24 protein-coding genes are annotated in these 23,538 nt (G+C 58.2%); 13 read left to right on the plus strand and 11 right to left on the minus strand.

The genetic code is table 11. From position 1 onward, the window contains the following. Nucleotides 1-341: 341 nt before the first annotated feature. The 5 genes from KGB23_RS17385 (at nt 342) to KGB23_RS17405 (ending at nt 4,961) form a co-directional block, all read left to right on the plus strand. Nucleotides 342-1,088: a hypothetical protein gene (locus KGB23_RS17385; RefSeq protein WP_223431960.1), complete on the plus strand. Its 747-nt coding sequence runs from the start codon at nt 342-344 to the stop codon at nt 1,086-1,088. 144 nt (nt 1,089-1,232) lie between these two features. Then, a complete protein-coding gene (locus KGB23_RS17390; RefSeq protein ID WP_223431961.1) occupies nt 1,233-1,496 on the plus strand; it encodes a hypothetical protein in 264 nt (87 codons plus the stop codon). A gap of 2 nt (nt 1,497-1,498) precedes the next feature. Then, nucleotides 1,499-4,315: a hypothetical protein gene (locus tag KGB23_RS17395; protein WP_223431962.1), complete on the plus strand. Its 2,817-nt coding sequence runs from the start codon at nt 1,499-1,501 to the stop codon at nt 4,313-4,315. Further along, nucleotides 4,303-4,683 (plus strand): hypothetical protein, encoded by a 381-nt coding sequence (locus tag KGB23_RS17400; protein ID WP_223431963.1) that lies wholly within the window; start codon nt 4,303-4,305, stop codon nt 4,681-4,683. Before KGB23_RS17395 ends, KGB23_RS17400 begins: the two co-directional genes overlap by 13 nt. Beyond that, nucleotides 4,680-4,961: a pyocin activator PrtN family protein gene (locus KGB23_RS17405; protein WP_223431964.1), complete on the plus strand. Its 282-nt coding sequence runs from the start codon at nt 4,680-4,682 to the stop codon at nt 4,959-4,961. Before KGB23_RS17400 ends, KGB23_RS17405 begins: the two co-directional genes overlap by 4 nt. Here the strand turns inward: KGB23_RS17405 and KGB23_RS17410 are convergent. Next, nucleotides 4,956-6,071, minus strand: a complete 1,116-nt coding sequence (locus KGB23_RS17410; RefSeq protein WP_223431965.1) for a site-specific integrase — start codon at nt 6,069-6,071, stop codon at nt 4,956-4,958. The genes KGB23_RS17405 and KGB23_RS17410 overlap by 6 nt on opposite strands. Nucleotides 6,072-6,178: 107 nt before the next feature. Here KGB23_RS17410 and dusA point away from each other — a divergent pair, with 107 nt between their 5' ends. Then, nucleotides 6,179-7,183, plus strand: coding sequence for a tRNA dihydrouridine(20/20a) synthase DusA (gene dusA / locus KGB23_RS17415; RefSeq protein WP_223431994.1), 1,005 nt, complete (start codon nt 6,179-6,181; stop codon nt 7,181-7,183). 178 nt (nt 7,184-7,361) lie between these two features. Next, nucleotides 7,362-8,288, plus strand: coding sequence for a transaldolase (gene tal, locus KGB23_RS17420; RefSeq protein WP_056744331.1), 927 nt, complete (start codon nt 7,362-7,364; stop codon nt 8,286-8,288). A gap of 112 nt (nt 8,289-8,400) precedes the next feature. Here the strand turns inward: tal and rssC are convergent, their stop codons facing one another. The 3 genes from rssC to KGB23_RS17435 all read right to left on the minus strand — a co-directional run bounded on the left by rssC (nt 8,401) and on the right by KGB23_RS17435 (nt 11,107). Beyond that, nucleotides 8,401-8,883, minus strand: coding sequence for an anti-sigma factor antagonist RssC (gene rssC / locus KGB23_RS17425; protein ID WP_007935262.1), 483 nt, complete (start codon nt 8,881-8,883; stop codon nt 8,401-8,403). Continuing rightward, nucleotides 8,883-10,064, minus strand: coding sequence for a two-component system response regulator RssB (gene rssB / locus KGB23_RS17430; RefSeq protein WP_223431966.1), 1,182 nt, complete (start codon nt 10,062-10,064; stop codon nt 8,883-8,885). The genes rssC and rssB overlap by 1 nt, the downstream gene beginning before the upstream one ends. Before the next feature lie 353 nt (nt 10,065-10,417). After that, the gene (locus KGB23_RS17435; RefSeq protein ID WP_223431967.1) at nt 10,418-11,107 is read right to left on the minus strand and encodes a VacJ family lipoprotein; all 690 of its coding nucleotides are present in this window, start codon (nt 11,105-11,107) and stop codon (nt 10,418-10,420) included. Nucleotides 11,108-11,288: 181 nt separating this feature from the next. On the opposite strand from KGB23_RS17435, the gene KGB23_RS17440 reads away from it, so the two are divergent. Together KGB23_RS17440 and KGB23_RS17445 are read left to right on the plus strand one after the other, a co-directional pair. Then, entirely contained in the window at nt 11,289-11,909 is a 621-nt protein-coding gene (locus KGB23_RS17440) for an HAD family phosphatase (RefSeq protein ID WP_223431968.1), read from the plus strand. A 110-nt stretch (nt 11,910-12,019) separates the two neighbouring features. Continuing rightward, nucleotides 12,020-12,283 carry a DUF4404 family protein gene (locus KGB23_RS17445; protein ID WP_008151367.1) on the plus strand — a complete coding sequence of 88 codons (264 nt, stop codon included), beginning with the start codon at nt 12,020-12,022 and terminating at the stop codon, nt 12,281-12,283. 170 nt (nt 12,284-12,453) lie between these two features. Here the strand turns inward: KGB23_RS17445 and queF are convergent, their stop codons facing one another. Both queF and KGB23_RS17455 read right to left on the minus strand, forming a co-directional pair. Further along, nucleotides 12,454-13,284 carry an NADPH-dependent 7-cyano-7-deazaguanine reductase QueF gene (gene queF, locus KGB23_RS17450; RefSeq protein ID WP_223431969.1) on the minus strand — a complete coding sequence of 277 codons (831 nt, stop codon included), beginning with the start codon at nt 13,282-13,284 and terminating at the stop codon, nt 12,454-12,456. 61 nt (nt 13,285-13,345) lie between these two features. After that, nucleotides 13,346-13,867, minus strand: a complete 522-nt coding sequence (locus tag KGB23_RS17455) for a plastocyanin/azurin family copper-binding protein (RefSeq protein ID WP_223431970.1) — start codon at nt 13,865-13,867, stop codon at nt 13,346-13,348. A gap of 155 nt (nt 13,868-14,022) precedes the next feature. Here KGB23_RS17455 and KGB23_RS17460 point away from each other — a divergent pair, with 155 nt between their 5' ends. Together KGB23_RS17460 and KGB23_RS17465 are read left to right on the plus strand one after the other, a co-directional pair. Beyond that, the gene (locus KGB23_RS17460) at nt 14,023-14,703 is read left to right on the plus strand and encodes a heavy metal response regulator transcription factor (protein ID WP_223431971.1); all 681 of its coding nucleotides are present in this window, start codon (nt 14,023-14,025) and stop codon (nt 14,701-14,703) included. Further along, entirely contained in the window at nt 14,703-16,052 is a 1,350-nt protein-coding gene (locus KGB23_RS17465; RefSeq protein ID WP_223431972.1) for a heavy metal sensor histidine kinase, read from the plus strand. The genes KGB23_RS17460 and KGB23_RS17465 overlap by 1 nt, the downstream gene beginning before the upstream one ends. A gap of 120 nt (nt 16,053-16,172) precedes the next feature. Here the strand turns inward: KGB23_RS17465 and KGB23_RS17470 are convergent, their stop codons facing one another. The 3 genes from KGB23_RS17470 to KGB23_RS17480 form a co-directional block, all read right to left on the minus strand. Then, nucleotides 16,173-17,417, minus strand: a complete 1,245-nt coding sequence (locus KGB23_RS17470) for a lipoprotein-releasing ABC transporter permease subunit (RefSeq protein ID WP_223431973.1) — start codon at nt 17,415-17,417, stop codon at nt 16,173-16,175. Between the two features lie 64 nt (nt 17,418-17,481). Then, on the minus strand, nt 17,482-18,165 hold the full coding sequence (gene lolD, locus KGB23_RS17475) for a lipoprotein-releasing ABC transporter ATP-binding protein LolD (protein ID WP_223431974.1): 684 nt from the start codon (nt 18,163-18,165) through the stop codon (nt 17,482-17,484). 7 nt (nt 18,166-18,172) lie between these two features. After that, nucleotides 18,173-19,423, minus strand: coding sequence for a lipoprotein-releasing ABC transporter permease subunit (locus KGB23_RS17480; protein WP_223431975.1), 1,251 nt, complete (start codon nt 19,421-19,423; stop codon nt 18,173-18,175). A gap of 94 nt (nt 19,424-19,517) precedes the next feature. Here KGB23_RS17480 and KGB23_RS17485 point away from each other — a divergent pair, with 94 nt between their 5' ends. Beyond that, the gene (locus KGB23_RS17485; protein WP_223431976.1) at nt 19,518-20,099 is read left to right on the plus strand and encodes a PilZ domain-containing protein; all 582 of its coding nucleotides are present in this window, start codon (nt 19,518-19,520) and stop codon (nt 20,097-20,099) included. Between the two features lie 14 nt (nt 20,100-20,113). Continuing rightward, nucleotides 20,114-20,836 carry a glycerophosphodiester phosphodiesterase gene (locus tag KGB23_RS17490; RefSeq protein ID WP_223431977.1) on the plus strand — a complete coding sequence of 241 codons (723 nt, stop codon included), beginning with the start codon at nt 20,114-20,116 and terminating at the stop codon, nt 20,834-20,836. A 42-nt stretch (nt 20,837-20,878) separates the two neighbouring features. On the opposite strand, the gene sthA is transcribed toward KGB23_RS17490, so the two are convergent. After that, entirely contained in the window at nt 20,879-22,273 is a 1,395-nt protein-coding gene (gene sthA, locus KGB23_RS17495) for a Si-specific NAD(P)(+) transhydrogenase (protein WP_046047831.1), read from the minus strand. Between the two features lie 207 nt (nt 22,274-22,480). Beyond that, on the minus strand, nt 22,481-23,530 hold the full coding sequence (locus tag KGB23_RS17500; protein WP_223431978.1) for an FAD:protein FMN transferase: 1,050 nt from the start codon (nt 23,528-23,530) through the stop codon (nt 22,481-22,483). Between the last annotated feature and the right edge of the window lie 8 nt (nt 23,531-23,538).

A 23,538-nucleotide genomic window follows, 5' to 3' on the forward strand; every position in this document is an offset into this window, starting at 1 on the left:
CAGCCAACCATATTAATATGTAAGCACAACCACACCAGCACAAAGATACAATCCACAATACAGCCTAGATTATTTAGCGACATCTAAAATTCAAACCGCTATATATGAAAAACAATATAGTAATCGCACACCAATACACCCCACCCACAACTTTTAACCACTACTTTTCCATAAACGCTTAGTACAGACCACTCGACCACTTTCAACCAACCTAAAATCCCATCCGTACATAGTACAACCCACTATAAAATATCACATTTCTTTAAAATAAAACCCTGCCAAGAAACCACGGCAAAATACAGCAATATAGCCCCTGCAAATCCATAAAAAAGCACTCATCAATGCGGGTTAATACGCTCCCCCCAGAAGCAGATGCCCCCTCAATCAAGCAAATCAAACTGAATTTGTTGCCGACTCCCCCCCTGAGAAGTGCGTTTTTGAGCATCAGGACAGGTATCGAGTCAAAAAAATCAGCCACCTATACACCACTACTTTTGAGATCAGCAGCTACGCTTAAAGAGTACTTAAGTACAAATCAAAATAATGAATTTGGGGCGAATATGAATATCAAGGACAATTCCGTCAAACCGAGCTGGGATGCTAATGAGATGACGATGCAAGTAATCAAACCCGACAGCGTCGCCTTTGAGAACCTGACCAAAGTAGCCGCAGTACGCGGCGCCCAGCACCAGCCCGCCACCCTGCTCTACGACTCGCTGGCATTGCGTTACAACCAGGCCAGTGTGGGGGACTTGCTGATGGTGATGCTGCCGAACCGACCGACGGCCAGCAACATGCGCAAAAATATCAATAATCGCGGACTGGCGGAAGGCGACTACCGTCTGTTCCGCCCGATACGTAACGAACACGGCCAGCGCTACCCAAAAAACATGCAGCCTTTTGGCTTGCTGCGCCTCACCAACAAGACCATGCGGACGGTTCAGCCTTTCCAGGTCGACGCGGCGAAAATGGCCCAAGAAGCCGAACAACGTGGGGCTTCGCGCAACCTTCTGCAAGATGAAAACCCAGTAATTCCGCGGCTTGCAGAGGAGATTTCGGCAGAAAATCAAGACCGGGTCAATACTTGAGAGGTAAGGGTTGAATAACGGGTGACCGCCCCAGTTGAAGGACGGCGCCCAAGTTGCACAGCCCGGATTGTCCGGGCTTTTTCCTCTCCATTGTGTATTCGAGACGGCGCCCCTTGATTTTCGAGAGTGCGACCAGGAAACCATATGACCAAACGTCCCTGCACCGCCCGGGAACGGATGACCGCTGACGAACGCATGGCGTTTATCCGCAGGATCGCCGAAACCCACCGCCGCCCCCACCGAGACCTCACGCGATTCACAGGCTATCTGCTTGACACTGTGTCTGGCTGGTTTACCCACTACGATTATCCTCGCCACCGTCACGTATCAGCCCGGGCGATCGACCGTCTGCTGCTGGAACTGGCCTTGGATCACGTCAAACGCAGCAAGTCGGCTGAGGGGGCGTGAGCATGTATCGCTATTATCAGCAATCTGAGCACGACGCCTGGTACCTGCAGCCCAGTAAAGGCGAGACAGCTCTAGTCGAGCTGGCCAAGGCGCAGGGCGCGCAGAAGCTGACCATTCTGGCCGTGAACCAGAACTTCAGCGACGGGAGCGATGAGGATAACCCGCGCAATCGCGACAGGGTCGGCTACCGTGGCCCCTTATACTTCGTCATCGACTGCAAGGACGACCTCGGCCAGGCGATCCACAGCGCCCAGGAATTGGTCGGCAAGCTGACGCGCATGGAGGTGCCGAAGAGCATGCTGCAGGTGTACCTGTCCGGCAGCAAGGGCCTGCACATCCGGGTCAACGAGACACTGTTCACCGGCAAGCGCTTTATTCTGCGCTTGCCGGAGATCTACAAGGAGATGGCGCGCGACCTGTTCGTCATCGGCCTCGACTACTCGGTGTACAGCAGCGGCCGGGGCAACAGTTTCCGCATCGTCAACCTGCAGCACCACGATGGTAAGTACCGCGTCCCGGTCACCGTCGACGAGCTGAATGAACTGACCGTGGACCGCTACCGCGAACTGGTGCAGGGGCCCCGGGAAGTCGAGGTCGATGACCCGCAGGGGCTGGTGGTGCATGAGCTGAAGGCGCTGTTTGACGAGGCGAAGAAGCGCGTCAACGCCAAGCCAAAGCTCACGATCATCGCGTCGTCGGCCGACATGGAAAAGATTCGGGAGCCGGTACCGGCCTGCATCCAGATGTTGTGCGACAGCGAGGCGGTGAAGGCCTCGTCGTCGTTTAACCAGGTGGCCACCCAGCTCGCCAGTTACATCGTCCGCGCCGAGGTGTCGCAGCCGGTCGCCGACAACCTGGCTTCCCGTCTGGCCAGCAGCGCCACGAGCAGCAAGTACAGCACGCCCAAGGCTCGCCGCGATCACATCGAAGCGCAGATCCGTTACGTCGAGCACACCCCGAGCTCCAGCTTCAGCTGCTGCGCGAGCCGTGCGCTGCTGCGTGAAACCCCCTGCGAGTGTTGCGCGATGGCAGAAAGGACCAACCAGGACGGCGACTTTAATTCGGGCTTCAGCGCCGAGGTCGCGTCCGACGGCTACTTTATCAAGCGCGGCGAAGGCAAGCGGTGGATCACTAACTTCACCCTGCAACCGCTCGCCGTTTTCATGAGCGCGCCACAGGATGGCACCCTTCCCCGTCGGATCCGCACGCGGATGAGCGTACTGATGTACGGGGTCGAAATCGCCCAGATCATGTTCCCAGAATCCGCCTACCTCAGTCGCACGGAGTTTCTGCATGCGATTAAAGGGATTCGAGACCTAACCTTTCAGGGCTGCGACAACGATGTGCAACGGATCAAATTTACGGTCGCTCAGGAGTATCCGTATGTGAAGGAAGTACTCGGGGTCTACACCGCCGGGGTTCACCTAGACTTTGTCGACAACAGCCCCATGTTTACTTATGTCGAACCCGGCATGAGCATCAACTCGAACAAGGTGTGTGACACCCATCAGTTTTCCGGCAACCTACTGGCGCGGCCCTATTTTGCCAATACCGATATGTGCGAGAAGGGGGATAAGGATGTAGATGAAGTGCTGTATCGCCTGCTCAAAATCACCCAGAAGCACGAAGTTGGAATGATGATCGGCTGGTGCATCGCGGCGCACTTCAAGGCCCACTTCATGCACCTTTACGGCCAGTTCCCTATCCTCTCGCTGTGGGGCAGCGCCGGCTCGGGCAAGTCAATGTCCGCCGGTCTGATCACTTGCCTCAACGGCACCGACTACATGTCCCAGGACGCTGGAGTGAGCGCCCCATCGACCTCGCCTTTCGGCATGCTCGATTACCTGTCCAACACCACCACCGTGCCGCGTATCATCGAGGAATTCAATAAGTCCAAGATGACCCATACCGCTTACACGGACGTTGGCGAGCGGCTCAAGCAGGCCTGGAACGGTGAGGCCACCCTCAAAGGACGACTCAGCCAAGGCAGCCTCGGCCGAAAAAATGCCGAAGTCATCGCTATCCCGTTATCGGCGCCGATAATTGTAATTTCTGAGCAGGAGATCGAGATGCCAGCGATCCAAGAGCGCAGCATTCGCGTCCATCTGACCAAGAGCAAGCGCAAGCAGGGTGGCGATCATTTTCGCCTAGCCAAGCAAAACCGCCATCATCTGAGACGCCTCGGCAAGCTCATCATGGACAGAGCCCTGACCACGCCCCTTGATGAGGTTGAGCGGCCGATGGACAAGGCCGGCGACCTGCTGCCAGCAAACATGGATGACCGCCCTCGTTACTCACAGCAAGTCATCCTGGTAGGACTATGGATTCTGAAAGATGTTTGCATGCAAATGCAGCTGCACGCTTCCCTGGCTGAGCTGGAGAAGGCGATCAAAGTCGTAATGAGCTGTTATGAACGGGATGGCGACGCTTACGTGCAGAGCGAGATCGACCTGGTCCTGCAGAAAATTGCGGTGATCGTCGCCATCTCGCGCAGCGTCGAAGAATCCAAGATCGGCACAGTCTACCTGTCCGAGGGCTTGCAGTATGCGGTCACCCCCGAACACCTGATTCTCGACCCAGTGTTGTCGCATGCAATCTACACCCGCTATTGCAGCGTCGACGAGCGCAGTACCCCAGTGATTGGCAGCAACACGCAGTTCGTCAAGCTGATCCATGAGGAATCCTACTTTGTTAAGCTCGAGCCACATGCCGGCATGGCCGGGGGCCGTCCTGTGCTGTTCCTGTCATTGAAGATGATGAAGCTCAAGGGCATCGACATCAGCCTGCTGGGTTGGGGAGACGAAGCATGCAAACGCTAACTTTGACTGAGAATTTCCAATGGGGCGGCATTGTTTGCTACCCAGCGCTCGCCCCGTGTGTGCTTCGGGACAAAACACCTTTCACGTCAAAAGTGCAAGAACCGAGCCTCTGCGCGCGTAACCAGCAGTTCAGATTTCTTCTTCAGTCGGGCAGCAGAAAATCAATACCGGCAATGGGAGCTTCCCTGCGTTATATCAGCATGAGCACAAGAACGGGAAACCCTAACTTGATACACGCCACCAGCAAAAACTGGAACGAAGCTACCTATGGTTGTGGCGTATACACCCAGCTCAACCTAACGCAGAAGGTCTATGCGCTTGACGACGAACTGACCATGGTCGGGAAGCCGATGACAGGTGCTGTATGAACACAGCCTTCCTACTAATGGCCCAGTACAACGGCCAGGCAATCATTCCGCTTGAGCGCGTCTGCGGTGACTACTTCAGCCACCTGACGCCGGAAAAGCTGAAGATGAAGGTGGCCGCCGGCGATATCGACCTGCCGCTAGTACGATTGGAAAGCAGCCAAAAGTCAGCACGGGGCGTGCACTTGAACGACCTAGCCGCATATCTCGACGCGCAGCACCTCAAGGCCAAGATCGAGCACGACAAGCTCATGGGCAGAGGGCTACGACGGGCTTCATAATCTCTCAAGGGCCTCGATCGTGGGGCCCGCAACTATCCGTTCCAGCCACGGCCAGCCCTTGTAAGGGTCGCCGTTTCCCTTCAGATGTGTGTATCGACGCATCGAGTTCCAATCCCGGTGGCCAGATACAGCGGCGACTTTCGGAATATCCCAACCCATTTCGAACAACCGACTAACCCCATCGTGACGCAGGTCGTGGAAGTGAAGATCCTCGATTTCGAGGAAGGCTGCGGCCCTGGTGAACGACGCCGACACTGAACGGGCGTTGTACGGAAACACTTCTTCAGCGACCTTCGGCATCGACTGCAGGATTCGCCAGGCTTCGTCGGGCACATGACACCACACATCGTTGCCGTACTTCTGCCCAGGATTTTTCATGTCGGTGATTAGAACCGCCTGACGCTCTTCATCTATAGCGTCCCAACGAATACGCGTGATCTCTTCCTGCCGCCGCGTGGAGAACAGCGCGAAGGCAGTCACTCGCACCATGTCGATCTGTTGCTTGTGCCGGTCGCGCATGGCGCAAAAGTACTCGAGGATCCTGTCCATCTCAGCCAACGTTGGCCGGCGGTCACGTTCCTTACTCCTAGACACGCCCCCCATCTTGCGCAATACCTTGCGTGCATCCGGCATGGCCATCGGATCAATGTCATAACCCCAGGCAGGACGAGCGACTGACAGCACCGCACCGAGATGCGCGAGGTCGTTGCCCACAGTCTGTGGCTGAATCCCGTCGCTCAGCATGCGATCGTGGGCGTACTCGACCAGTTTCTGGCTCGTGATGTCCTTGTCTTCAAGCTTGCCCAGCCAGGTTTCGCCGATAGCCTTCAGGGTGGCGCGCTTGGTCTTGCCCAGCGGCCGGAGTTTTTCGTAATCCTCCAGATAGCGCTCGATCATCTCCTTGACCGTTACGCCTTTGCGATTGGCCTTGGCAATCGCACCAGGTTCCGCCATCTCAGTCTCGCGCCGCTTGAGCCAAGCCTGGGCCGTGGTCTTGCGGTCGAAGGTCTGGCTTTCCTGATAAACTGTCACACCCTTTTGCATGATGCGGATCTGTGCGGTGTACGCTGCAGAGCCATCCTTGCGCTTGCGAACGGTAATTGATCCCATGGATTTTGCTACACGAGTGGTTTGCGTTGCTACATTGTAGCAAGGACTTCTCAAAATTAAGCAAAAACCGTAGTAAACCGCAGCGAATGAGAAGTAGCTAAATGTTTATGAAACCAGCAGAAAACCTAGCATCCCCAGCAGATCCGGTATCTAGGAGATTTTCTGTTGCGCCCATGATGGATTGGACCGATCGTCATTGCCGTTTTTTCCTGCGCCTACTCTCCAAGCACGCCCTCCTCTACACAGAAATGGTCACCACCGGCGCGCTGCTCAACGGCGATCACGACCGCTTCTTGCGTCACAACGAAGCCGAGCACCCGCTCGCCCTGCAACTCGGCGGCAGTGTGCCGCTGGACCTGGCGATGTGCGCGCGTATGGCGCAGGAGCACGGTTACGACGAGGTGAATCTTAATGTCGGCTGCCCGAGTGATCGGGTGCAGAACAATATGATCGGTGCGTGCCTGATGGGGCATCCGCAGTTGGTGGCCGATTGTGTGAAGGCGATGCGTGATGCGGTGTCGATTCCGGTGACGGTGAAGCATCGCATCGGAATCAACGGGCGGGACAGTTACGAGGAGTTGTGTGATTTCGTCGGCACGGTTCGGGATGCCGGGTGCACCAGTTTTACGGTGCATGCGCGGATTGCGATTCTGGAGGGGTTGTCGCCGAAGGAGAACCGCGACATTCCGCCTCTGCGTTATGACGTGGCGGCGCGGTTAAAGACGGATTTTCCGGAGCTGGAGATTATTCTCAACGGCGGGATCAAGACGCTGGAAGCCTGTCACGAACATTTGCAGACGTTCGATGGCGTGATGTTGGGTCGTGAGGCCTATCACAACCCTTATGTGATGGCCGAGGTGGATCAGCAACTGTTCGGCAGTACAGCGCCAGTGATCAGCCGGGCCGAGGCGCTGGCGAAGTTGCGGCCTTATATTGCCGCGCATATTGATGCGGGCGGCTCGATGCACCACATCACTCGGCATGTGCTGGGGCTGGGCACCGGGTTTCCGGGGGCGCGGAAGTTTCGGCAGTTGTTGTCGGTGGATATTCACAAGGCTAAAGAGCCTTTGGTGTTGCTGGACCAGGCGGCGGAGTTGCTTGAGGGGCGTTAACGGTCGCTTGGGTTGAACCTGTGGTCTGATTTGGCATCGTATTTATCGATACTGCGCCCCGCCATTCAAACAGCCGTTTTCAGGTTGTTGCCGCTGGGGCCCTCGATACGTACACGCACCCTTGAGTGGCTGTCAGCGCTCGGGTAATGTCATTAGACCCATAGGACAGAGCACGCCCATGACTTCCAAGCTGGAACAACTCAAACAAATGACCACCGTGGTTGCCGACACCGGCGACTTCGAAGCTATCGCTCGCGTTAAACCCGTGGACGCTACCACCAACCCTTCCCTGCTGCTGAAAGCGGCGGCCATTCCCGGTTATGCCGAGTTGCTGAACGCTTGCGTCAGCGACTGCAAGGGCGATGTGGGCCTGGCCAGCGACCGTTTTGGCGTTGCGGTAGGGCAAGAGATTCTGAAAGTGATCCCTGGCCGTATTTCCACCGAAGTGGATGCGCGCCTGTCGTTCGACACTGACGCCGTATTGAAGCGTGCGCACCGTCTGATCGAGCTGTACGACAAGGCCGGCATTGGCCGTGACCGCGTGCTGATCAAGATCGCTTCCACCTGGGAAGGCATCCGCGCTGCCGAAATTCTGGAAAAAGAAGGCATTCAGTGCAACCTGACGCTGCTGTTCTCGTTCGCTCAGGCAGCGGCATGTGCTGATGCAGGGGTGTTCCTGATTTCGCCGTTCGTGGGTCGCATCTACGACTGGTACAAAAAGGCCAACGGCAACGACTACACCGGCGCGGATGATCCGGGCGTGCAGTCGGTGACGCGCATCTACAACTACTACAAGGCCAATGACTACAAGACCGTGGTCATGGGCGCGAGCTTCCGTAACCTGAATCAGATCGAGCAGTTGGCCGGTTGCGACCGTCTGACCATCAGCCCGGATCTGATTGATAAGCTGGCGGCGGACACTGGCAAGCTGGAGCGCAAATTGGCGCCGGGGCAGGCTGGTGAAGCTCGTTTGAGCTTGAATGAAGCGCAGTTCCGTTGGTTGTCCAACGAGGACGCGATGGCGACCGAAAAACTGGCTGAGGGTATTCGTCAGTTCGCTCGCGACCAGGAAAAGCTTGAGGCGTTGTTGCAAGCCAAGCTCTGATCCAATAAGAGCAAATGCAAAAAGGGCGAACCTTGGTGGGTTCGCCCTTTTTTATATGTCGATTTTGGGGCTGCTTCGCAGCCCAGCGGGAGCGAGCTCCCTCGCCACAGGATCAGTGACGCTCGAGGGCGTTCACCAGATCATGGAACGCTTCACGATTGGAGTCGTTCAGGCCCATGAGGATCTTGTGTGCTTCGAGCACTTTGATCCGCACCACTTCTTCGGACTGATCCTGATCTGGCAGGTCGGTCAGGCACTCGGGGCACGGGATCGGGCGGTCAACGATGTTGAACACTTGCTCGAAACCCATGGACTGCAGCAGACGAGTGATGTCTTCGTGGGTGGTGACAACGGTCGGCAGCAAGCCGACCTTTTGCCGCGACAGGATCGACAGCTTGGCCAAAAGGCCAAGGGTGGTGCTGTCGATGCTGCGGGTTTCGGTCAGGTCGATCACGATTGCGTTGAAGTTCAACGCCGTGAAGATCCGCTCAATAGTCGCATCCAACGCCGAACACAGGGTCAGGCGAACTTCACCGACGAACTTCAGGACGAAGGTGCCATCCTGCTCGGCGAACTGGATTCTACCGGTACTCATTAAAGATTCCTGCTCAACACCAACAGGGCGATATCATCCGGCATCTCCCCTAGCGTGGCCAATCCAAAAACCTGCCGCAGACCATCCAGGCTGCCGCCCGCTGCCTTGACCCGTTGGGGCAAAGCCGCTTCTTTTTCTTTGAGTGTAGGTTCTGGCAAAAGGTCCAGAATGCCATCGGACATCAGCGTCAGGCTGAACGTCGGCGGCAGCTCCAGTACGTGGTCTTCGTAGGTGGCTTCATTGAAGAGGCCCACCGGCAGACCACGCCCTTCCAGATAACGAACACTGTCTGGCGTGTACAACACAGGCAACGGCAAATGGCCACCGATGCTATAGGTCAACAAACCTGTCTCCTCGTCGATGACTCCACCGACCATTGTGACGTGTTTACCCAGCTTACAACTGATCAGGCCTCGGTTGATATGACCAAGGACCTCTGAAGGCTTGAATTCCGGCAATGTACCGCTGCGCTTGGATTCGAACAGCAAGCGCGTGGTCATGAACTTCAGCAGCACGGTAACGAAGGCTGAAGAGGCGCCATGACCGGAAACGTCCGCCAGGTAGAAGGCTACCCGACGCTCGTCGACCCGAAAGTAGTCGACGAAATCACCCGACAGGTACAGAGACGGGATGATCTGGTGAGCAAACTGGAACTCGTCGATGGACCAGGGGCTGACCGGCAGCATGTTCATCTGCACCTGGCGACCGGCGTTCTGGTCTTCCTGGAGCAGGTTCAGGCTGGCGGCGAGCTCGCGGTTGGCCTTTTCCAGCTTCTCGCGGTAGCGCTGGTTTTCCAGCAGCAGGCGCGCACGATCCAGGGCCCGGCGCACAGAGTGCTCGAGCACAGCCAGATCTTCGAGAGGCTTGATCAGGTAGTCCGCCGCGCCCAGGCGCAGGGCCTCGACCGCGTCGTTCATCACGCCGGCGCCCGAAACCACGATCACCGGGGTTTGTGGCGACAGCTCGGTGACCTGGCGAATGAGTTCGAGTCCGCCCATCTGTGGCATGCGCAGATCGCAGATGACCAAGTCGGGCTTGTCTTGCTCGAATACCTGAAGACCCTGCTGGCCATTGCTGGCCTGCAAGACGCTGAAACCACTGTCTTCCAAATAGGCGGCGAGGCTCGCGCGCACTACTTCGTCATCATCGATTATCAGCAGCGTGGCACTGGTTTTTGGCATGTGGGCAAACGGCGCCAGAATTAGGTTGGCGTAGCAGGCAGGGGCTTTGTCCCGGCTCACACTACTGGATTCGCTTTCTAGCCTCTCTACTGCACTGTTTTCGAGCGTTTGCCCTACACACAGGTACACCAGAGGTGCCCTTCTAAGGCGCAGACGGTACTCCCATCCGCGGGGCGTTTCAAGCTCACGCCGATGGTCGCTTGACGACTTTCGATTTCAAATCACCGGGAGTTATAAGAACCGGCAAAACCGTAACGTAATGGAAGGTTCAAACCCATGCGTGAAACCGGTCCCGAAAGCCCAAACGAAAGAAGGCGGCCCACTGGCCGCCTTCCTCGTTTTACCGGTCTAGATCAAAAATCGTCTTCGACCTGGCCGTCTTTGACTTTGAATTCGCGGTTCTGCAGGTACGCATTGCGGATGAAGGTGTACTTGTCGCCGGTGATCAGCTTCTCACTCGACAGCAGATTGGCGCGGGTGTCGACAATGTTCAGGCCGAAGATCGAGTTACGCACGGGCACGTCGTTGATGTACGGGTACGGGCCGGTGTAGCCGTCGACATACTTGGACGGCGCATCACGCAAGGTGCTTGGGCCCAGAAGCGGCAGCATCACGTACGGGCCGCTGCCTACGCCCCAGTAACCGAGCGTCTGACCGAAGTCTTCGTCATTGCGTTGCAGGCCCATCTTGGTGCCCACATCGAAGAAGCCCAGCAGGCCGAAGGTGGTGTTGAAGATCAAGCGTGCGGTGTCGACGCCAGCGGCGGCCGGCTTGGCCTGCAAGATATCGTTGGCAAGGTTGGTGACTTCACCGACGTTGCGGAACATGTTGTGGATGCCGTCTTCAAGGAACTGCGGCGTCACGAACTGATAGCCCTGGGCCAAAGGCTTCAGCGCATAGGTGTCGAGTACATCGTTGAACTTGTAGATCGGGCGGTTGATGCTTTCCCAAGGGTCGTCTTCCGAGGCTGCCTGGGCAACGAACGGAACCAGCAATACGCTGGTAAACACACAAAACTGAGCTAGATGATTGCTCCAGCGCATAGAAAAACTCCTTGGATTGTACTGGCACGGGCCCTTGGCCCAAGCGTTAAGCGGGCTAGTATAAGACGGAAAAGCCGCTTTAGGCAGCACCGCGCAAGGCATGATTGTGAGCGATTCACATCAGTGTCACTCAACTGTCACTGTCGCGCCCTAGCCTTGAGGCTATTTCAGGGACGTTGATATGCCGCATGCCGAAACCTTGCCCCACATTGCGCCCAGCCTGACCGCCGTCCTGTTCGGCCTCAGTGGTTGCCTGGTGGATTTCGGTGCCCGCACACGCGCACAGGGCATCCCCTCTGCCATACACGCTGAGGCTACGCCCGGCGCGCTGGATAGCCTGCGCAGCTTGCAAAATCAGCAGATTCCCTGTGCCTGGCTTGATGAACTCCCCCCTGCCCTCAGCCATTCCCTGGCCGTTGCATTGCCTTCATGGATCAAATCCTCGCAACACCTCGAAACAAACAATCCATGGCCGGCGCCGCACGCCTGCTGGCAAGCCTTGATGACGTTGAATGTTGAACGACTGGAGGGTTGCGTGCTGGTCAGCGGCGAACCACGATTGCTGCAAGCGGGGCTCAATGCCGGATTGTGGACGATCGGGTTGGCGTCCTGTGGCTCACTCTGCGGCCTGGCGCCCAACGAATGGCAGGCGCTGACTCAGCAGGAACGGGAATTCAAACGCGGCAAGGCAACGGTGCAACTGTTCAGTCTGGGTGTGCATTCGGTGATCGATCACCTCGGTGAACTCGACACCTGCCTGGCCGACATCAGCCTGCGCCGGCTCAAGGGCGAAAAGCCCTGATCGAGATCATGCAGGTTACGCGCGAGTGGATTAATCTAAAGGTCAAGCCATAGACTTTTGGCATGCTGCTGCGGTCTATGCCAGTGCCTATCGATAAAAGGAAGAACGCCATGCCTGCCCGCGAACTGCAACAACAACTCAATACTCTGCGCGAGCAATTGGAACAGAATCCACCGCTGACCGAAGCCGAGCGCGAAGACCTGCACGCGCTGATGCAACAGATCGAACTGGAACTGGAGCTCGAAACCAAAACCCAGGACTCCAGCCTCGCCGACAATGTGAACCTGGCCGTTGAACGCTTCGAAATCGAACACCCGACCCTTGCCGGCACCTTGCGCAACATCGTGCAAGCCCTGGCGAATATGGGGATCTGAACCCCGAATACGCAAAAGCCCCGCTAGTGATAGCGGGGCTTTTTTGTTTCTGCGACCTGAAATGCAATCCATTGTAGGAGCGAGCCTGCTCGCGATGGCTGAGTGTCAGTCAACATCAATGTTGAATGTGCTGGACTCATCGCGAGCAGGCTCGCTCCCACAGTGGTTCTTTATTGGCGGACCAGACGGTGGTTTGGCAGTTGAACGGTTTCAGTGCTGCGATACGGGTTGATGTCCAACCCACCGCGCCGCACATACCGCGCATACACCGTCAATTTCTCCGGTTTCAACAACCGTTGCAGGTCGAGAAAGATCCGCTCCACGCACTGTTCGTGGAAGTCGGAGTGCTGACGGAAGCTCACGATGTATTCCAGCAAACTCGCGTGATCCAGCGCCGCGCCACGGTATTCCACCGCCACGCTGCCCCAGTCCGGCTGACTGGTGACCGGGCAGTTGGATTTGAGCAAATGACTGTGCACGCTCTCTTCCACAATGCGCGATTCATCGCAACGCAGCAGTTCCGGACGCGGGTGTTCATAGTTGCTGACGCTGATGTCCAGATCATCAATGCACACACCCGGCAACGCCACGACGCCTTCAGCCTCGACGTCCCTCAGGCTACGAATCCGCACGCCGACCGGTTTACCGGCAGCGGCCGACAGGTCTTTCGCCAACGTCGCTTCGAGGCTCGCGGTGTCGGCAAACGGTGTCTGGTTCAGGGAGTTGAGGTACAGCTTGAACGACTTCGATTCGATGATATTCGGCGAATCCGCCGGGATACTGAACTCGCCAATCGCCACCACTGGCTTGCCGGACGGCAACAGCCACGACAGTTCGAAGCAATTCCAGAAATCCACGCCCTTGTACGGCAGGGTTTCAGCCGTCAGGCCCAGCTCGGCCCATTTCGCGGTGCGCGGGATCGGGAACAGCAAGGACGGCGTGTAGGTGGCGATGTATTCGCTGGATTTGCCCAGCGGCGAGTGTTCGGCTGCGGGATGCATGTCGGAAACCTGACTGAAGAATCAGCGGATTCTACCAGCCTTTGCTCCCGCCTTTGAGTGCTTACTGACTGACAGTCATCTTGCCGACCATGCCGGCCTGGTAATGACCGGGGATGTTGCAGGCAAATTCCAGATTGGTAGCCTTGGTGAAGGTCCAGGTCAGCTCGGCGGTTTTGCCCGGCTCGACGAGCACGCTATTGGGGTCGTCGTGTTTCATTCCATGCTCCATACCGGCCATGGCGCCGTGGTCCATTTCCTTCATGCCTGTAGGCATCAGCATGCCGCTCTGCTGCATCTTCATCATTTCCTGCTGATGTTTGGCGTGCATCGCCGCGTCACCGAGGTTGAATTCGTGCAACAACTGGCCTTTATTCACCAACACAAAACGAACCGTCTCACCGGCCTTGATATCAATCGCCTTGGGCGTGAACGACATGTCGCCCATGACGACTTCAACGCTGCGAGTCGCCTTGGCCGCCGGGGCCGGCTGGCCGAAGTCGTAGGTATGCGCCGGGGAAGCCCACGCCGGCGAGCTCAACGCCAGCAAACACGCAACGCGCACCAGTGATTTGCGCAAAAACATAGTCGTACTCCAACAAGATAAGGTTCAGCCTGTGGAAAACTCTAAACTGCTGCGACTGCCCGCAACCTGACAGCCAGATTACAACTTTGTCAGGTTGACCTGTATTAACGCCACCCACGGTATAAAGCGTTCGCTCCATTTACCTCGAGTCGCCCATGAAACTGCTGATCGTCGAAGACCAACCGAAAACCGGCCACTACTTGCGCCAAGGCCTGACCGAAGCCGGTTTCAATACTGAACTGGTGGCGGACGGCAGCACCGGCCAGCAACTAGCGTTGTCCGGCGATTACTCGCTGTTGATCCTTGATGTGATGCTGCCCGGTCGCGATGGCTGGGAGATTCTGCAAGCGGTGCGCAGTGCCGGCCTCGACACGCCGGTACTGTTTCTGACAGCGCGCGACGCGGTGGAGGACAGGGTCCACGGCCTCGAACTGGGTGCCGACGACTACCTGGTCAAACCGTTCGCCTTCTCCGAACTGCTGGCCCGGGTCCGCAGCCTGTTGCGTCGCGGTAGCGCTACACCTCAAGAAACCAGCCTGCAACTGGCGGACTTGCGTCTGGACCTGATCCGCCGCCGGGTCGAACGCAGCGGTCAGCGCATCGACCTGACGGCCAAGGAATTCGCCCTGCTGGAAATGCTCCTGCGCAGGCAAGGCGAAGTCCTGCCCAAGTCGTTGATCGCTTCCCAGGTCTGGGACATGAATTTCGACAGCGACACCAATGTCATCGAAGTGGCGATCCGTCGTTTGCGCCTGAAGATCGACGATGAGTTTCCGAACAAGTTGATTCACACCGTGCGCGGCATGGGTTACGTCCTTGAAGAGCGCCCCGCCTGATGCGTCGACTTTCGTTAAGCAGTCGCCTGGCGCTGCTGTTTGCGGCGTGCACCGCCGTGGTGTCGCTGTTTGCCGGGGTGTTGTTCAGCCAAGCCAGTGAAGCGCATTTCGTTGAACTCGATCAGCAATTGCTGGACGGCAAATTGATTGGGTTGCGTAGGGCACTTCATGACATTCAGTCGAGTGAAAGCGACGTCAAACTGGCCGATGAATTGAGCCGACAGGCTGATCTGTCGCTGCGGATCACTGGCAGCGACGGCAAGCGCTGGTATGACAGTTCAACGAACCTGCCCCAGGCATTGCCGACCCAACCGGGTTTGTCCACGGTGAGCAGCGAAGGTACCGACTACCGCGTCCTCAACGCTCCGTTGTACCTCGACAAACCTGACTCGCCGCAGTTGACCTTGCTGCTGGACATCACCCATCACCAGCACTTTCTGCAACGCATGCAGCACCTGATCTGGCTGACAGTCGGTTTGTCGGCGCTGGCCACCGCCCTGCTCGGCGCCTGGGCCGCGCGCAGTGGGTTGCGTCCGTTACGGCGCATGAGTACGGTTGCCAGCGGCGTTTCAGCGCAGTCGCTCAATGCTCGCCTGCCCGAAGAAAACATGCCGCCAGAACTCGCGGAAATGGCCCACAACTTCAACGCCATGCTCGGACGCCTCGACGACTCTTTTCAGCGGCTCTCGGCCTTCTCCGCCGACATCGCCCATGAATTGCGCACGCCATTGTCGAACCTGCTGACCCACACCCAGGTCACCCTCACCCGCCCACGCCCCATTGAGGATTATCGCGAAGCACTGCACAGCAATCTCGAAGAACTGCAATGGATGGCGCAACTGGTCAACGACATGTTGTACCTGGCCAAGGCTGACCACGGGTTGTTGATGCCCAAGCGCGAACCGCTGGAACTGGCGGAAGAAGCGGATCTGTTGCTGGAGTTTTTTGCCCCGTTGGCGGAGGACGCTCAGGTCAGGTTGAGTCGTGAAGGCAGTGCGCGCATGGAGGGCGATCGCAGCATGTTGCGTCGGGCGCTTTCCAATTTGCTGGACAATGCGTTGCGGTTTACGCCAATCGAAGGCGAGGTTCGGGTGCGGATTGTTGATCAGCCTAAGGGGTTGAGCTTGACGGTGGAGAACAGCGGCGACGGAATTGACGGGGCGTTGCTGCCGCGTTTATTTGATCGCTTCTACCGGGCTGATCCGGCGCGTCAGGAAGGCAGTAGTGAACATGCAGGACTGGGATTGGCGATCACTCAGTCAATCATCCGCGCCCATGGCGGCCAGATTCGTTGCGAATCGGATAACGGGTGGACGCGGTTTGTGATTGAGTTGCCAAAGGGAGAATGAGGCCAGCAGGTCTGGCCCCTTCGCGAGCAAGCCCGCTCCCACATTAGATCTGAGTCAACTCGGTCAAGTGTGGGAGCGGGCTTGCTCCGGGCGGCGTTCCGACGAAAGCGGTGTAACGGCTTACGAATACCGCAACGCGGTAGCCGGCTCGACTTTCGCCGCACGCCATGCCGGGTAAACGGTGGCGAGGAAGCTCAGTATGAACCCGGCGGAGCAGATCAACACCACATCCGCCCCCTGCAGTTCGGACGGCAAGTTACTGACGAAGTACACGTCTGAACTGAAGATGTGCTGCCCGCTGACCCGCTCCATCCAGCCCACCAGTTCACTGACGTTCAGCGCCGCAATCACGCCAAGCACGCCACCAATCAACGTACCGACAACCCCGATCACGGTGCCCTGCACCATGAAGATCGCCATGATCTGCCGCGGCGAAGCGCCAATGGTCCGCAGGATCGCGATGTCCGCGCCCTTGTCGTTCACCACCATGATCAGGGTTGCGATGATGTTGAACGCCGCCACCGCGACGATCATCAGCAACAGCAAACCGATCATGGTTTTTTCCATCTTCATCGCACTGAACAGACTGCCCTGTGTGTGAGTCCAGTCATCAGCCTTGTAAGCGGTGCCCAGCCCGCCAGCAATATCGCTGGAAACCTTCGGCGCAGCGTACAAATCCTTTACCGCCAGGCGCACGCTCTGTACCTGATTCGGAGCCCAGTGCTGCATCTGCGCGGCATCGGCCACGTGGATCAGCGCCATGGAGCCGTCCAGCTCGGCGCCAACCTTGAACACGCCGACCACGTTCAACCGCTGCATGCGCGGGGTGATGCCGCCCGGTGCAGTGCTGACTTCAGGCACGATCAGGGTGATCTTGTCGCCAACGTTCAAGCGGAAGCGGCGTGCCGTGATCTCGCCGATCACCACACCAAACTCACCCGGCTTCAAGGCATCGAGACGGCCCTGAACAATGTGCTGGGCAACGATCGACACCTTGCCTTCGAGCGCCGGATCGACGCCACTGACCTGAATCGGCTGCATCGTCCCCTTGTAGGACAGCATGCCTTCCATCTCAGTGAACGGCACGGCGGCCGTCACTTCAGGATTCTTCATGGCGGCAGCAGCGACGGGCTGCCAATCGTCGATCGGATTGACGCCGACGATAGTCGCGTGAGGCACCATGCCGAGGATGCGCGAGCTCATTTCACGCTGGAAGCCGTTCATCACCGACAGCACCACGATCATCGCCAGCACGCCCAGGGCGAGGCCGATCATCGAGGTCATCGAGATGAAGGAAACAAAGCGATTGCGGCGCTTGGCGCGGGTATAGCGCGCGCCGATAAAGATCGATAACGGTCTGAACATTCGCTGGGCACCGTATAAAAATAAAAGACCCGACGCACTGTTCAGTACGTCGGGTTTCGGCCAATCAGATGGGCGTCAGGTAACCTTCCTGCAGATGCAGGACGCGATCCATCTGGCGGGCCAGGTTCATGTCGTGAGTCACCACCAGGAACGCCGTGCGCATCGAGGTGCTGAGTTCCAGCATCAAATCCTGAATGCCCTGGGCGGTGTGGGAGTCGAGGTTGCCAGTCGGCTCGTCGAGCATCACCAGGCCTGGCTTGTTCACCAGGGCGCGGGCGATGGCTACACGCTGACGTTCGCCACCGGACAACTCGGCCGGTTTGTGTTCCAGGCGATGACCCAGCCCTACCCGCTCCAGCAATGCCGTCGCACGCTGACGCGCTTGCGGGATGGCCGTCTTGCCGATCAGCAGCGGCATGCAGACGTTTTCCAGCGCGGTGAACTCAGGCAGCAAGTGGTGGAACTGGTAAACGAAACCCAGCGATCGATTGCGCAGCAAACCGCGAGCCTTTTCGTTCAGCGCCGAGAGCTCTTCACCGGCCAGCCAGACGCTGCCCTTGGTCGGTGTATCGAGGCCGCCCAGCAGGTTGAGCAAGGTACTTTTGCCCGAGCCCGAGGTACCGACAATCGCCACGCGCTCGCCCGGATGCAGCTCCAGTTGCAGACCGGCCAGAACCTCTACCGACTCCGGGCCTTCCTCGTAGGATTTGCCCAGGTTGCGGCAGCTCAAGATTGCTTTATCACTCATGCCCAACTCACTCATAACGTAGCGCCTCCGCAGGCTGGGTGCGCGCGGCACGCCAGGCTGGATACAGGGTGGCGAGGAAACTCAGGACCAACGCGGCGGCGCAGACCATCAACACATCCTGGCTCTGCACTTGCGACGGCAGGTAATCGATAAAGTACACGTCGGCATTCAGGAATTTGTGCCCGATCAGCCCTTCGAGGGCCGAGATCGCGGCGCTGACGTTCAACGCGGCGAAGATCCCGACCACGGCGCCGATCAGCGTACCGACCACACCAATGACGGTGCCCTGCACCATGAAGATCGCCATGATCGAACCCGGCGTGGCGCCAAGGGTGCGCAGAATCGCGATGTCGCCCTTCTTGTCGTTCACCACCATCACCAGCGTGGAAATGATATTGAACGCGGCAACGGCAACGATCAGCAGCAACAGCAAACCGATCATGGCTTTTTCCATGCGGATCGCCTGATACAGATTGCCGTGGGTGCGCGTCCAGTCGCGGGCATAGAAATGGTCTTCGCCGAGTTGCTGGGCGATGGTCCACGCGACGCGTGGCGCCTGGAACAGGTCGTCGAACTTCAGGCGGATGCCCTGGACCTGATCCGGCTTCCAGCGATGCAGCTTGGCCAGATCCTGCAGATTGGTGATGCCCAGATAGCCGTCCAGCTCACCGGCGCCGACATGGAAGATGCCGACCACGGTAAAGCGTTTCATGCGCGGGAACATCCCGGCCGGGGTCACGGTGACTTCCGGCGCCACAAACGTCAGCTTGTCGCCGATCGCCGCACCCAACTTGGCCGCGGCCTTGTCACCGATGACGATGCCGAAACTGCCCGGCGCCAGGTCGTCGAGTTTGCCCTGCTGCATGAAGTTATCAATGATCGAGACCTGCCGTTCCAGCGCAGGGTCGATGGCATTGAGCAGGACTTTGGAGACCTTGCCGTTGTTGGTCAGCAACCCCTGCATCTGGGTAAACGGCGCCACGGCCGTCACCTGCGGGTTCTGCTTGACCTTGGCGGCCAGGCTTTTCCAGTCACTGATTGGATCACCGGACTCGATGGTCGCGTGGGGCACCATGCCCAGCACGCGGGTGCGCATCTCATGATCGAAGCCGTTCATGACCGACAGCACCACGATCATCACGACCACGCCAAGGGCGAGTCCGATCATCGAGGTCAGGGAAATGAATGACACAAAATGATTGCGACGCTTTGCACGGGTATAACGCGTGCCAATAAATACGAAGAGAGGTCTGAACATGTCGGGGCTTGTTCGGAGGGAAAAGGAACGTCCTTGTGGCGGGGGTCGATAACCAGCTTTACACTCAGACCACCGCCGCTACCATGGGTTCGCCATGTCGACATTAGATGAAGAAGATCGCCGCGAATACTACCGTATCGAGGACACGATCGCACTGGAAATTCGGCCCCTGTCCGCTCCCGAAGCCGCAGGCCAGGAAGTGTTGCAGGATGCTTCCCCTCTGTTCAACTTGCTCAGCGAACTGCACCTGAGCGAATTCGAGTCACAGCACCTGCTGCGCCAGATCAGTGAGCGCGACCGGAACCTCGCTGCGTTCCTGAAATCCCAGAATAAACGCATCGATTTACTCAGCCAGGTGATCGCAATCACCGTGCTCGGGCAGATCGGCGAGCCGCAGCCGGTGATCATTTCCGAAGGCGGGATCGAATTTCAGCATCCGACGCCCATTGCCGAGGACGCGCACCTGTCGGTCAAACTGGTACTGATGCCGCAAGCACTCGGACTCTTGTTGCGGGCTCGCGTCACCCATTGCGATCGCAAAGGCGACGGCTATGACGTCGGCACCGAGTTCGAATACCCGACCGATGCCCAGCGCCAATTGCTGGCCCGCTACATTTTGCAGAAGCAGGCCCAGGAACGACGTCTGGCCCGCGAACAAAACGAATCAGGCATTTAATTTAAGGAAGAACCGTGACTCTCATCTACGGCCATCGCGGCGCCAAGGGCGAAGCACCGGAAAATACGCTGACCAGCTTTCAGCAATGCCTCAAGCACGGCGTGCGCCGCTGCGAACTGGACCTGCACCTGTCCATGGACGGCGAGTTGATGGTCATCCATGACCCGACGCTCAAACGCACCACCGACCGTCGCGGCAAAGTCGTCGAGCACACGGCAGCCGAGTTGGTGACCTACGATGCGCGCACTGGCGGACCGGGCTGGATCAAACCGTGCCCGATTCCAACACTGGAAGAACTGTTCGAGAAATGCGATTTCGAGCACTGGCAGCTGGAAGTCAAAAGCGCTTCGCGCACCCGCGCCGCGACTACGGTGCTGGCAATTCGCGAAATGGCTCAGCGTTTCGGTGTGCGGGACAAGATCACGATTACGTCGAGTTCACGCGAAGTGTTGAAAGCCGCGCTGGACTTCGTGCCGGACGTGTCCCGCGGATTGGTGGCCGAGTACGCCTGGCTCGACCCGTTGAAGGTCGCGCAAAGCTATGGCTGTGAGATTCTGGCGCTGAACTGGACCCTGTGTACGCCGGAACGCCTGCAGAAGGCGCAGCGTCAGGGGCTGCATGTGTCGGTATGGACGGTCAACGAGCCCGCGCTAATGCGCAGACTCGCCGACTTCGGCGTTGACAGCCTGATTACAGACTTTCCCGGTTTGGCCAGCGCCACGCTCGAGAATTGCTGAAATCGGTCTCCCCGGCCGGCTCAGGCCACCGGCCGGAGCCGCTCAAAAAAGCCGGTTGAGGCCATCGTACGCCGCTACCCGATAGGCTTCGGCCATGGTCGGGTAGTTGAACGTCGTGTTGACGAAGTACTTCAGCGTGTTCATTTCGCCCGGCTGGTTCATGATCGCCTGACCAATGTGAACGATCTCCGACGCCTGATAACCGAAGCAGTGAACGCCCAGCACTTCCAGGGTTTCGCGGTGGAACAGAATCTTCAGCATGCCCTGAGGCTCGCCGGCGATCTGTGCACGCGCCATGCCCTTGAAGAACGCCTTGCCCACTTCGTACGGCACTTTGGCCTGAGTCAGCTCCTGCTCGTTCTTGCCGATCGAGCTGATCTCCGGAATGGTGTAGATGCCAGTCGGCACGTCGTTGACGAAGCGCCAGCTATTGTTGTCAACGATGCTGCCAGCGGCCGAACGACCCTGGTCGTGAGCAGCGCTGGCCAGGCTCGGCCAACCAATCACGTCACCGGCACCGTAGATGTTCGGCTTGCAGGTACGGTAGGCCTCGTCGACTTCGATCTGGCCACGGCTGTTGACCTTCACGCCGACGTTTTCCAGACCCAGTTGATCGGTGTTACCGGTACGGCCGTTACACCAGAGCAAGGCGTCGGCCTTGATCTTCTTGCCGGACTTGAGGTGCAGGATCACGCCGTTGTCCACGCCTTCGACGCGGTCGTAGTCTTCGTTGTGGCGAACCGTGATGTTGTTGTTGCTGAAGTGATAGCTCAGGGCCTGGGAAATTTCCGAGTCGAGGAAGCTCAGCAACTGACCGCGGTTGTCCACCAGCTCAACCAATACACCCAGACCACTGAAGATCGAAGCGTACTCACAACCAATCACGCCAGCGCCGTAAACGATGAGTTTGCGCGGGGTGTGGCCGAGGCTGAGGATGGTGTCGCTATCGTAGATACGCGGGTGGTGGAAATCGATGTCCGCCGGACGATAAGGGCGCGAGCCGGTGGCGATGATGATGTGCTTGGCCACCAGTTTTTCGACCACGCCATTGGCGCAGACCACTTCAATGGTTTGCTCGTCAGCGAAGCTGCCGGTGCCGAAGAACACGTCGACGCGGTTACGGGCGTAGTAGCCGGTGCGCGAAGCGACTTGTTTGGAGATGACTTTTTCAGCGCTTTTCAACACGTCCGGGAACGAGAACCAGCGCGGCTCACCAATGGCCCGGAACATCGGGTTGGTGTTGAACTGCATGATCTGCCGGACCGAGTGACGCAGTGCCTTGGACGGGATGGTGCCCAGGTGGGTGCAGTTGCCGCCGACCTGGCGACGGCTATCGACCATCGCCACCTTGCGCCCTGCTTTGGCGGCGTTCATTGCCGCGCCTTCTCCCGCAGGGCCGGAACCCAGCACCACCACGTCGTAGTTGTAGACAGCCATGCATACTCCTCAGAACAGGCCGCGGCGCCCTCGGCACCTGCGGCTAAATCACGCCGATCTGCGGCGTGAAGGAACAATTTGGGGCCAGTGCAGAACCCGGACACAGTCTATATAAGCGTCAACGCCGCGCACATTAACCCTTGGTCGCGTCGTAGGCTAGTTTTGCCTGCACTACAACGCCAGTCTTTGCTGCTTGAATCGCCGCGATCACTCGGTTTTTCCGCCACTCAGGCGTTCAAAAGCCTGCGTGGTTCGTGTGACGAATCCTGTATCGGCACGAATCACAAAGAATGCACCGATGTCATGCGTTTCGGCATAGTCCCAACCCCTTTCGGGCCCCAGAATCAGCAACAGCGTCGATAAGCCATCGGCCATCAACGCTGAAGGATGAATCACCGTGACTGACGCAAGAGTGTGTAAGACCGGCGCCCCGGTGCGGGCATCGAAGGTGTGGGAATAACGCCGACCGTCCTGCTCGAAATAGTTGCGGTAATCGCCGGAAGTGGAAACGCCGTAGCCGTCGACGGCGATGATGCGCTCGGCCACTTGCTGATCGTTGCGGGGTTCTTCCAGGGCGATGCGCCACGGTGAGCCGTCGAGTTTCTTACCGGCGGCCTTGAGTTCGCCGGTGGCTTCGGCGAGGTAACTGTGGATGCCCATTGCTTCGAGTTTTGCGGCAATCGTGTCGACCGCGTAACCGGCGGCGATGCTGTTGAAGTCGACCTCGACCGCGGCGTCCTTGCACAGCTGATCGCCGTCGATACGCAGGTGCGCGTGACCGACGCGCTGCCTTACTTCGGCGAGCGCTTCGGCAGTCGGGACTTTTTCCTCACGACCCTGCGGGCCAAATCCCCAGAGATTGAGCAGCGGTTCCACGGTCAGGTCGTAGGAGCCTTCGCTTTGGGATGACAATTGCTCGCCCACACGGATCAATTCGAGCACAGGGCCAGGCATGACCTGACAGCGACCGGCCGGCAGTGCATTGAAGCGTTCGGTGTCCGAGTCGCTGCGATAGGTCGAGAATTGTCGATCCACTTCGGCGAGGATATTTTCTACTTCGGCCTGCACCGCTTTCGGCCCGGGCGTGGAGGAATGTCTTACGTATTGAATGGAATAACGACTGCCCATGGTCGGGCCGTCGAAGCGTTCCAGGCTGTCGCCGTTGCCACAACCGGACAAAATGCCGGCCAGCACCACAAGCCCACTCCACCGTCCAGTTAACAATTCTTCATCCCCCCTCAAAACCGCGCCCGCCATTATGGGCC

Origin of the sequence: Pseudomonas sp. GL-B-26 (assembly GCF_019947405.1) — a bacterium.
Classification (GTDB): Bacteria; Pseudomonadota; Gammaproteobacteria; order Pseudomonadales; family Pseudomonadaceae; genus Aquipseudomonas.

Coding starts and splice junctions, on each gene's coding strand:
- KGB23_RS17500 (WP_223431978.1), bottom strand. CDS start 23,530: ATGGCGGGCGCGGTTTTGAGGGGGGATGAAGAATTGTTAACTGGACGG.
- KGB23_RS17395 (WP_223431962.1), top strand. CDS start 1,499: ATGTATCGCTATTATCAGCAATCTGAGCACGACGCCTGGTACCTGCAG.
- KGB23_RS17400 (WP_223431963.1), top strand. CDS start 4,303: ATGCAAACGCTAACTTTGACTGAGAATTTCCAATGGGGCGGCATTGTT.
- KGB23_RS17485 (WP_223431976.1), top strand. CDS start 19,518: ATGTCGACATTAGATGAAGAAGATCGCCGCGAATACTACCGTATCGAG.
- sthA (WP_046047831.1), bottom strand. CDS start 22,273: ATGGCTGTCTACAACTACGACGTGGTGGTGCTGGGTTCCGGCCCTGCG.
- KGB23_RS17390 (WP_223431961.1), top strand. CDS start 1,233: ATGACCAAACGTCCCTGCACCGCCCGGGAACGGATGACCGCTGACGAA.
- KGB23_RS17470 (WP_223431973.1), bottom strand. CDS start 17,417: ATGTTCAGACCGTTATCGATCTTTATCGGCGCGCGCTATACCCGCGCC.
- KGB23_RS17410 (WP_223431965.1), bottom strand. CDS start 6,071: ATGGGATCAATTACCGTTCGCAAGCGCAAGGATGGCTCTGCAGCGTAC.
- queF (WP_223431969.1), bottom strand. CDS start 13,284: ATGCATCCCGCAGCCGAACACTCGCCGCTGGGCAAATCCAGCGAATAC.
- KGB23_RS17480 (WP_223431975.1), bottom strand. CDS start 19,423: ATGTTCAGACCTCTCTTCGTATTTATTGGCACGCGTTATACCCGTGCA.
- tal (WP_056744331.1), top strand. CDS start 7,362: ATGACTTCCAAGCTGGAACAACTCAAACAAATGACCACCGTGGTTGCC.
- rssB (WP_223431966.1), bottom strand. CDS start 10,064: ATGCCAAAAACCAGTGCCACGCTGCTGATAATCGATGATGACGAAGTA.
- dusA (WP_223431994.1), top strand. CDS start 6,179: ATGAAACCAGCAGAAAACCTAGCATCCCCAGCAGATCCGGTATCTAGG.
- lolD (WP_223431974.1), bottom strand. CDS start 18,165: ATGAGTGATAAAGCAATCTTGAGCTGCCGCAACCTGGGCAAATCCTAC.
- KGB23_RS17455 (WP_223431970.1), bottom strand. CDS start 13,867: ATGTTTTTGCGCAAATCACTGGTGCGCGTTGCGTGTTTGCTGGCGTTG.
- KGB23_RS17460 (WP_223431971.1), top strand. CDS start 14,023: ATGAAACTGCTGATCGTCGAAGACCAACCGAAAACCGGCCACTACTTG.
- KGB23_RS17445 (WP_008151367.1), top strand. CDS start 12,020: ATGCCTGCCCGCGAACTGCAACAACAACTCAATACTCTGCGCGAGCAA.
- KGB23_RS17465 (WP_223431972.1), top strand. CDS start 14,703: ATGCGTCGACTTTCGTTAAGCAGTCGCCTGGCGCTGCTGTTTGCGGCG.
- KGB23_RS17385 (WP_223431960.1), top strand. CDS start 342: ATGCGGGTTAATACGCTCCCCCCAGAAGCAGATGCCCCCTCAATCAAG.
- rssC (WP_007935262.1), bottom strand. CDS start 8,883: ATGAGTACCGGTAGAATCCAGTTCGCCGAGCAGGATGGCACCTTCGTC.
- KGB23_RS17405 (WP_223431964.1), top strand. CDS start 4,680: ATGAACACAGCCTTCCTACTAATGGCCCAGTACAACGGCCAGGCAATC.
- KGB23_RS17440 (WP_223431968.1), top strand. CDS start 11,289: ATGCCGCATGCCGAAACCTTGCCCCACATTGCGCCCAGCCTGACCGCC.
- KGB23_RS17435 (WP_223431967.1), bottom strand. CDS start 11,107: ATGCGCTGGAGCAATCATCTAGCTCAGTTTTGTGTGTTTACCAGCGTA.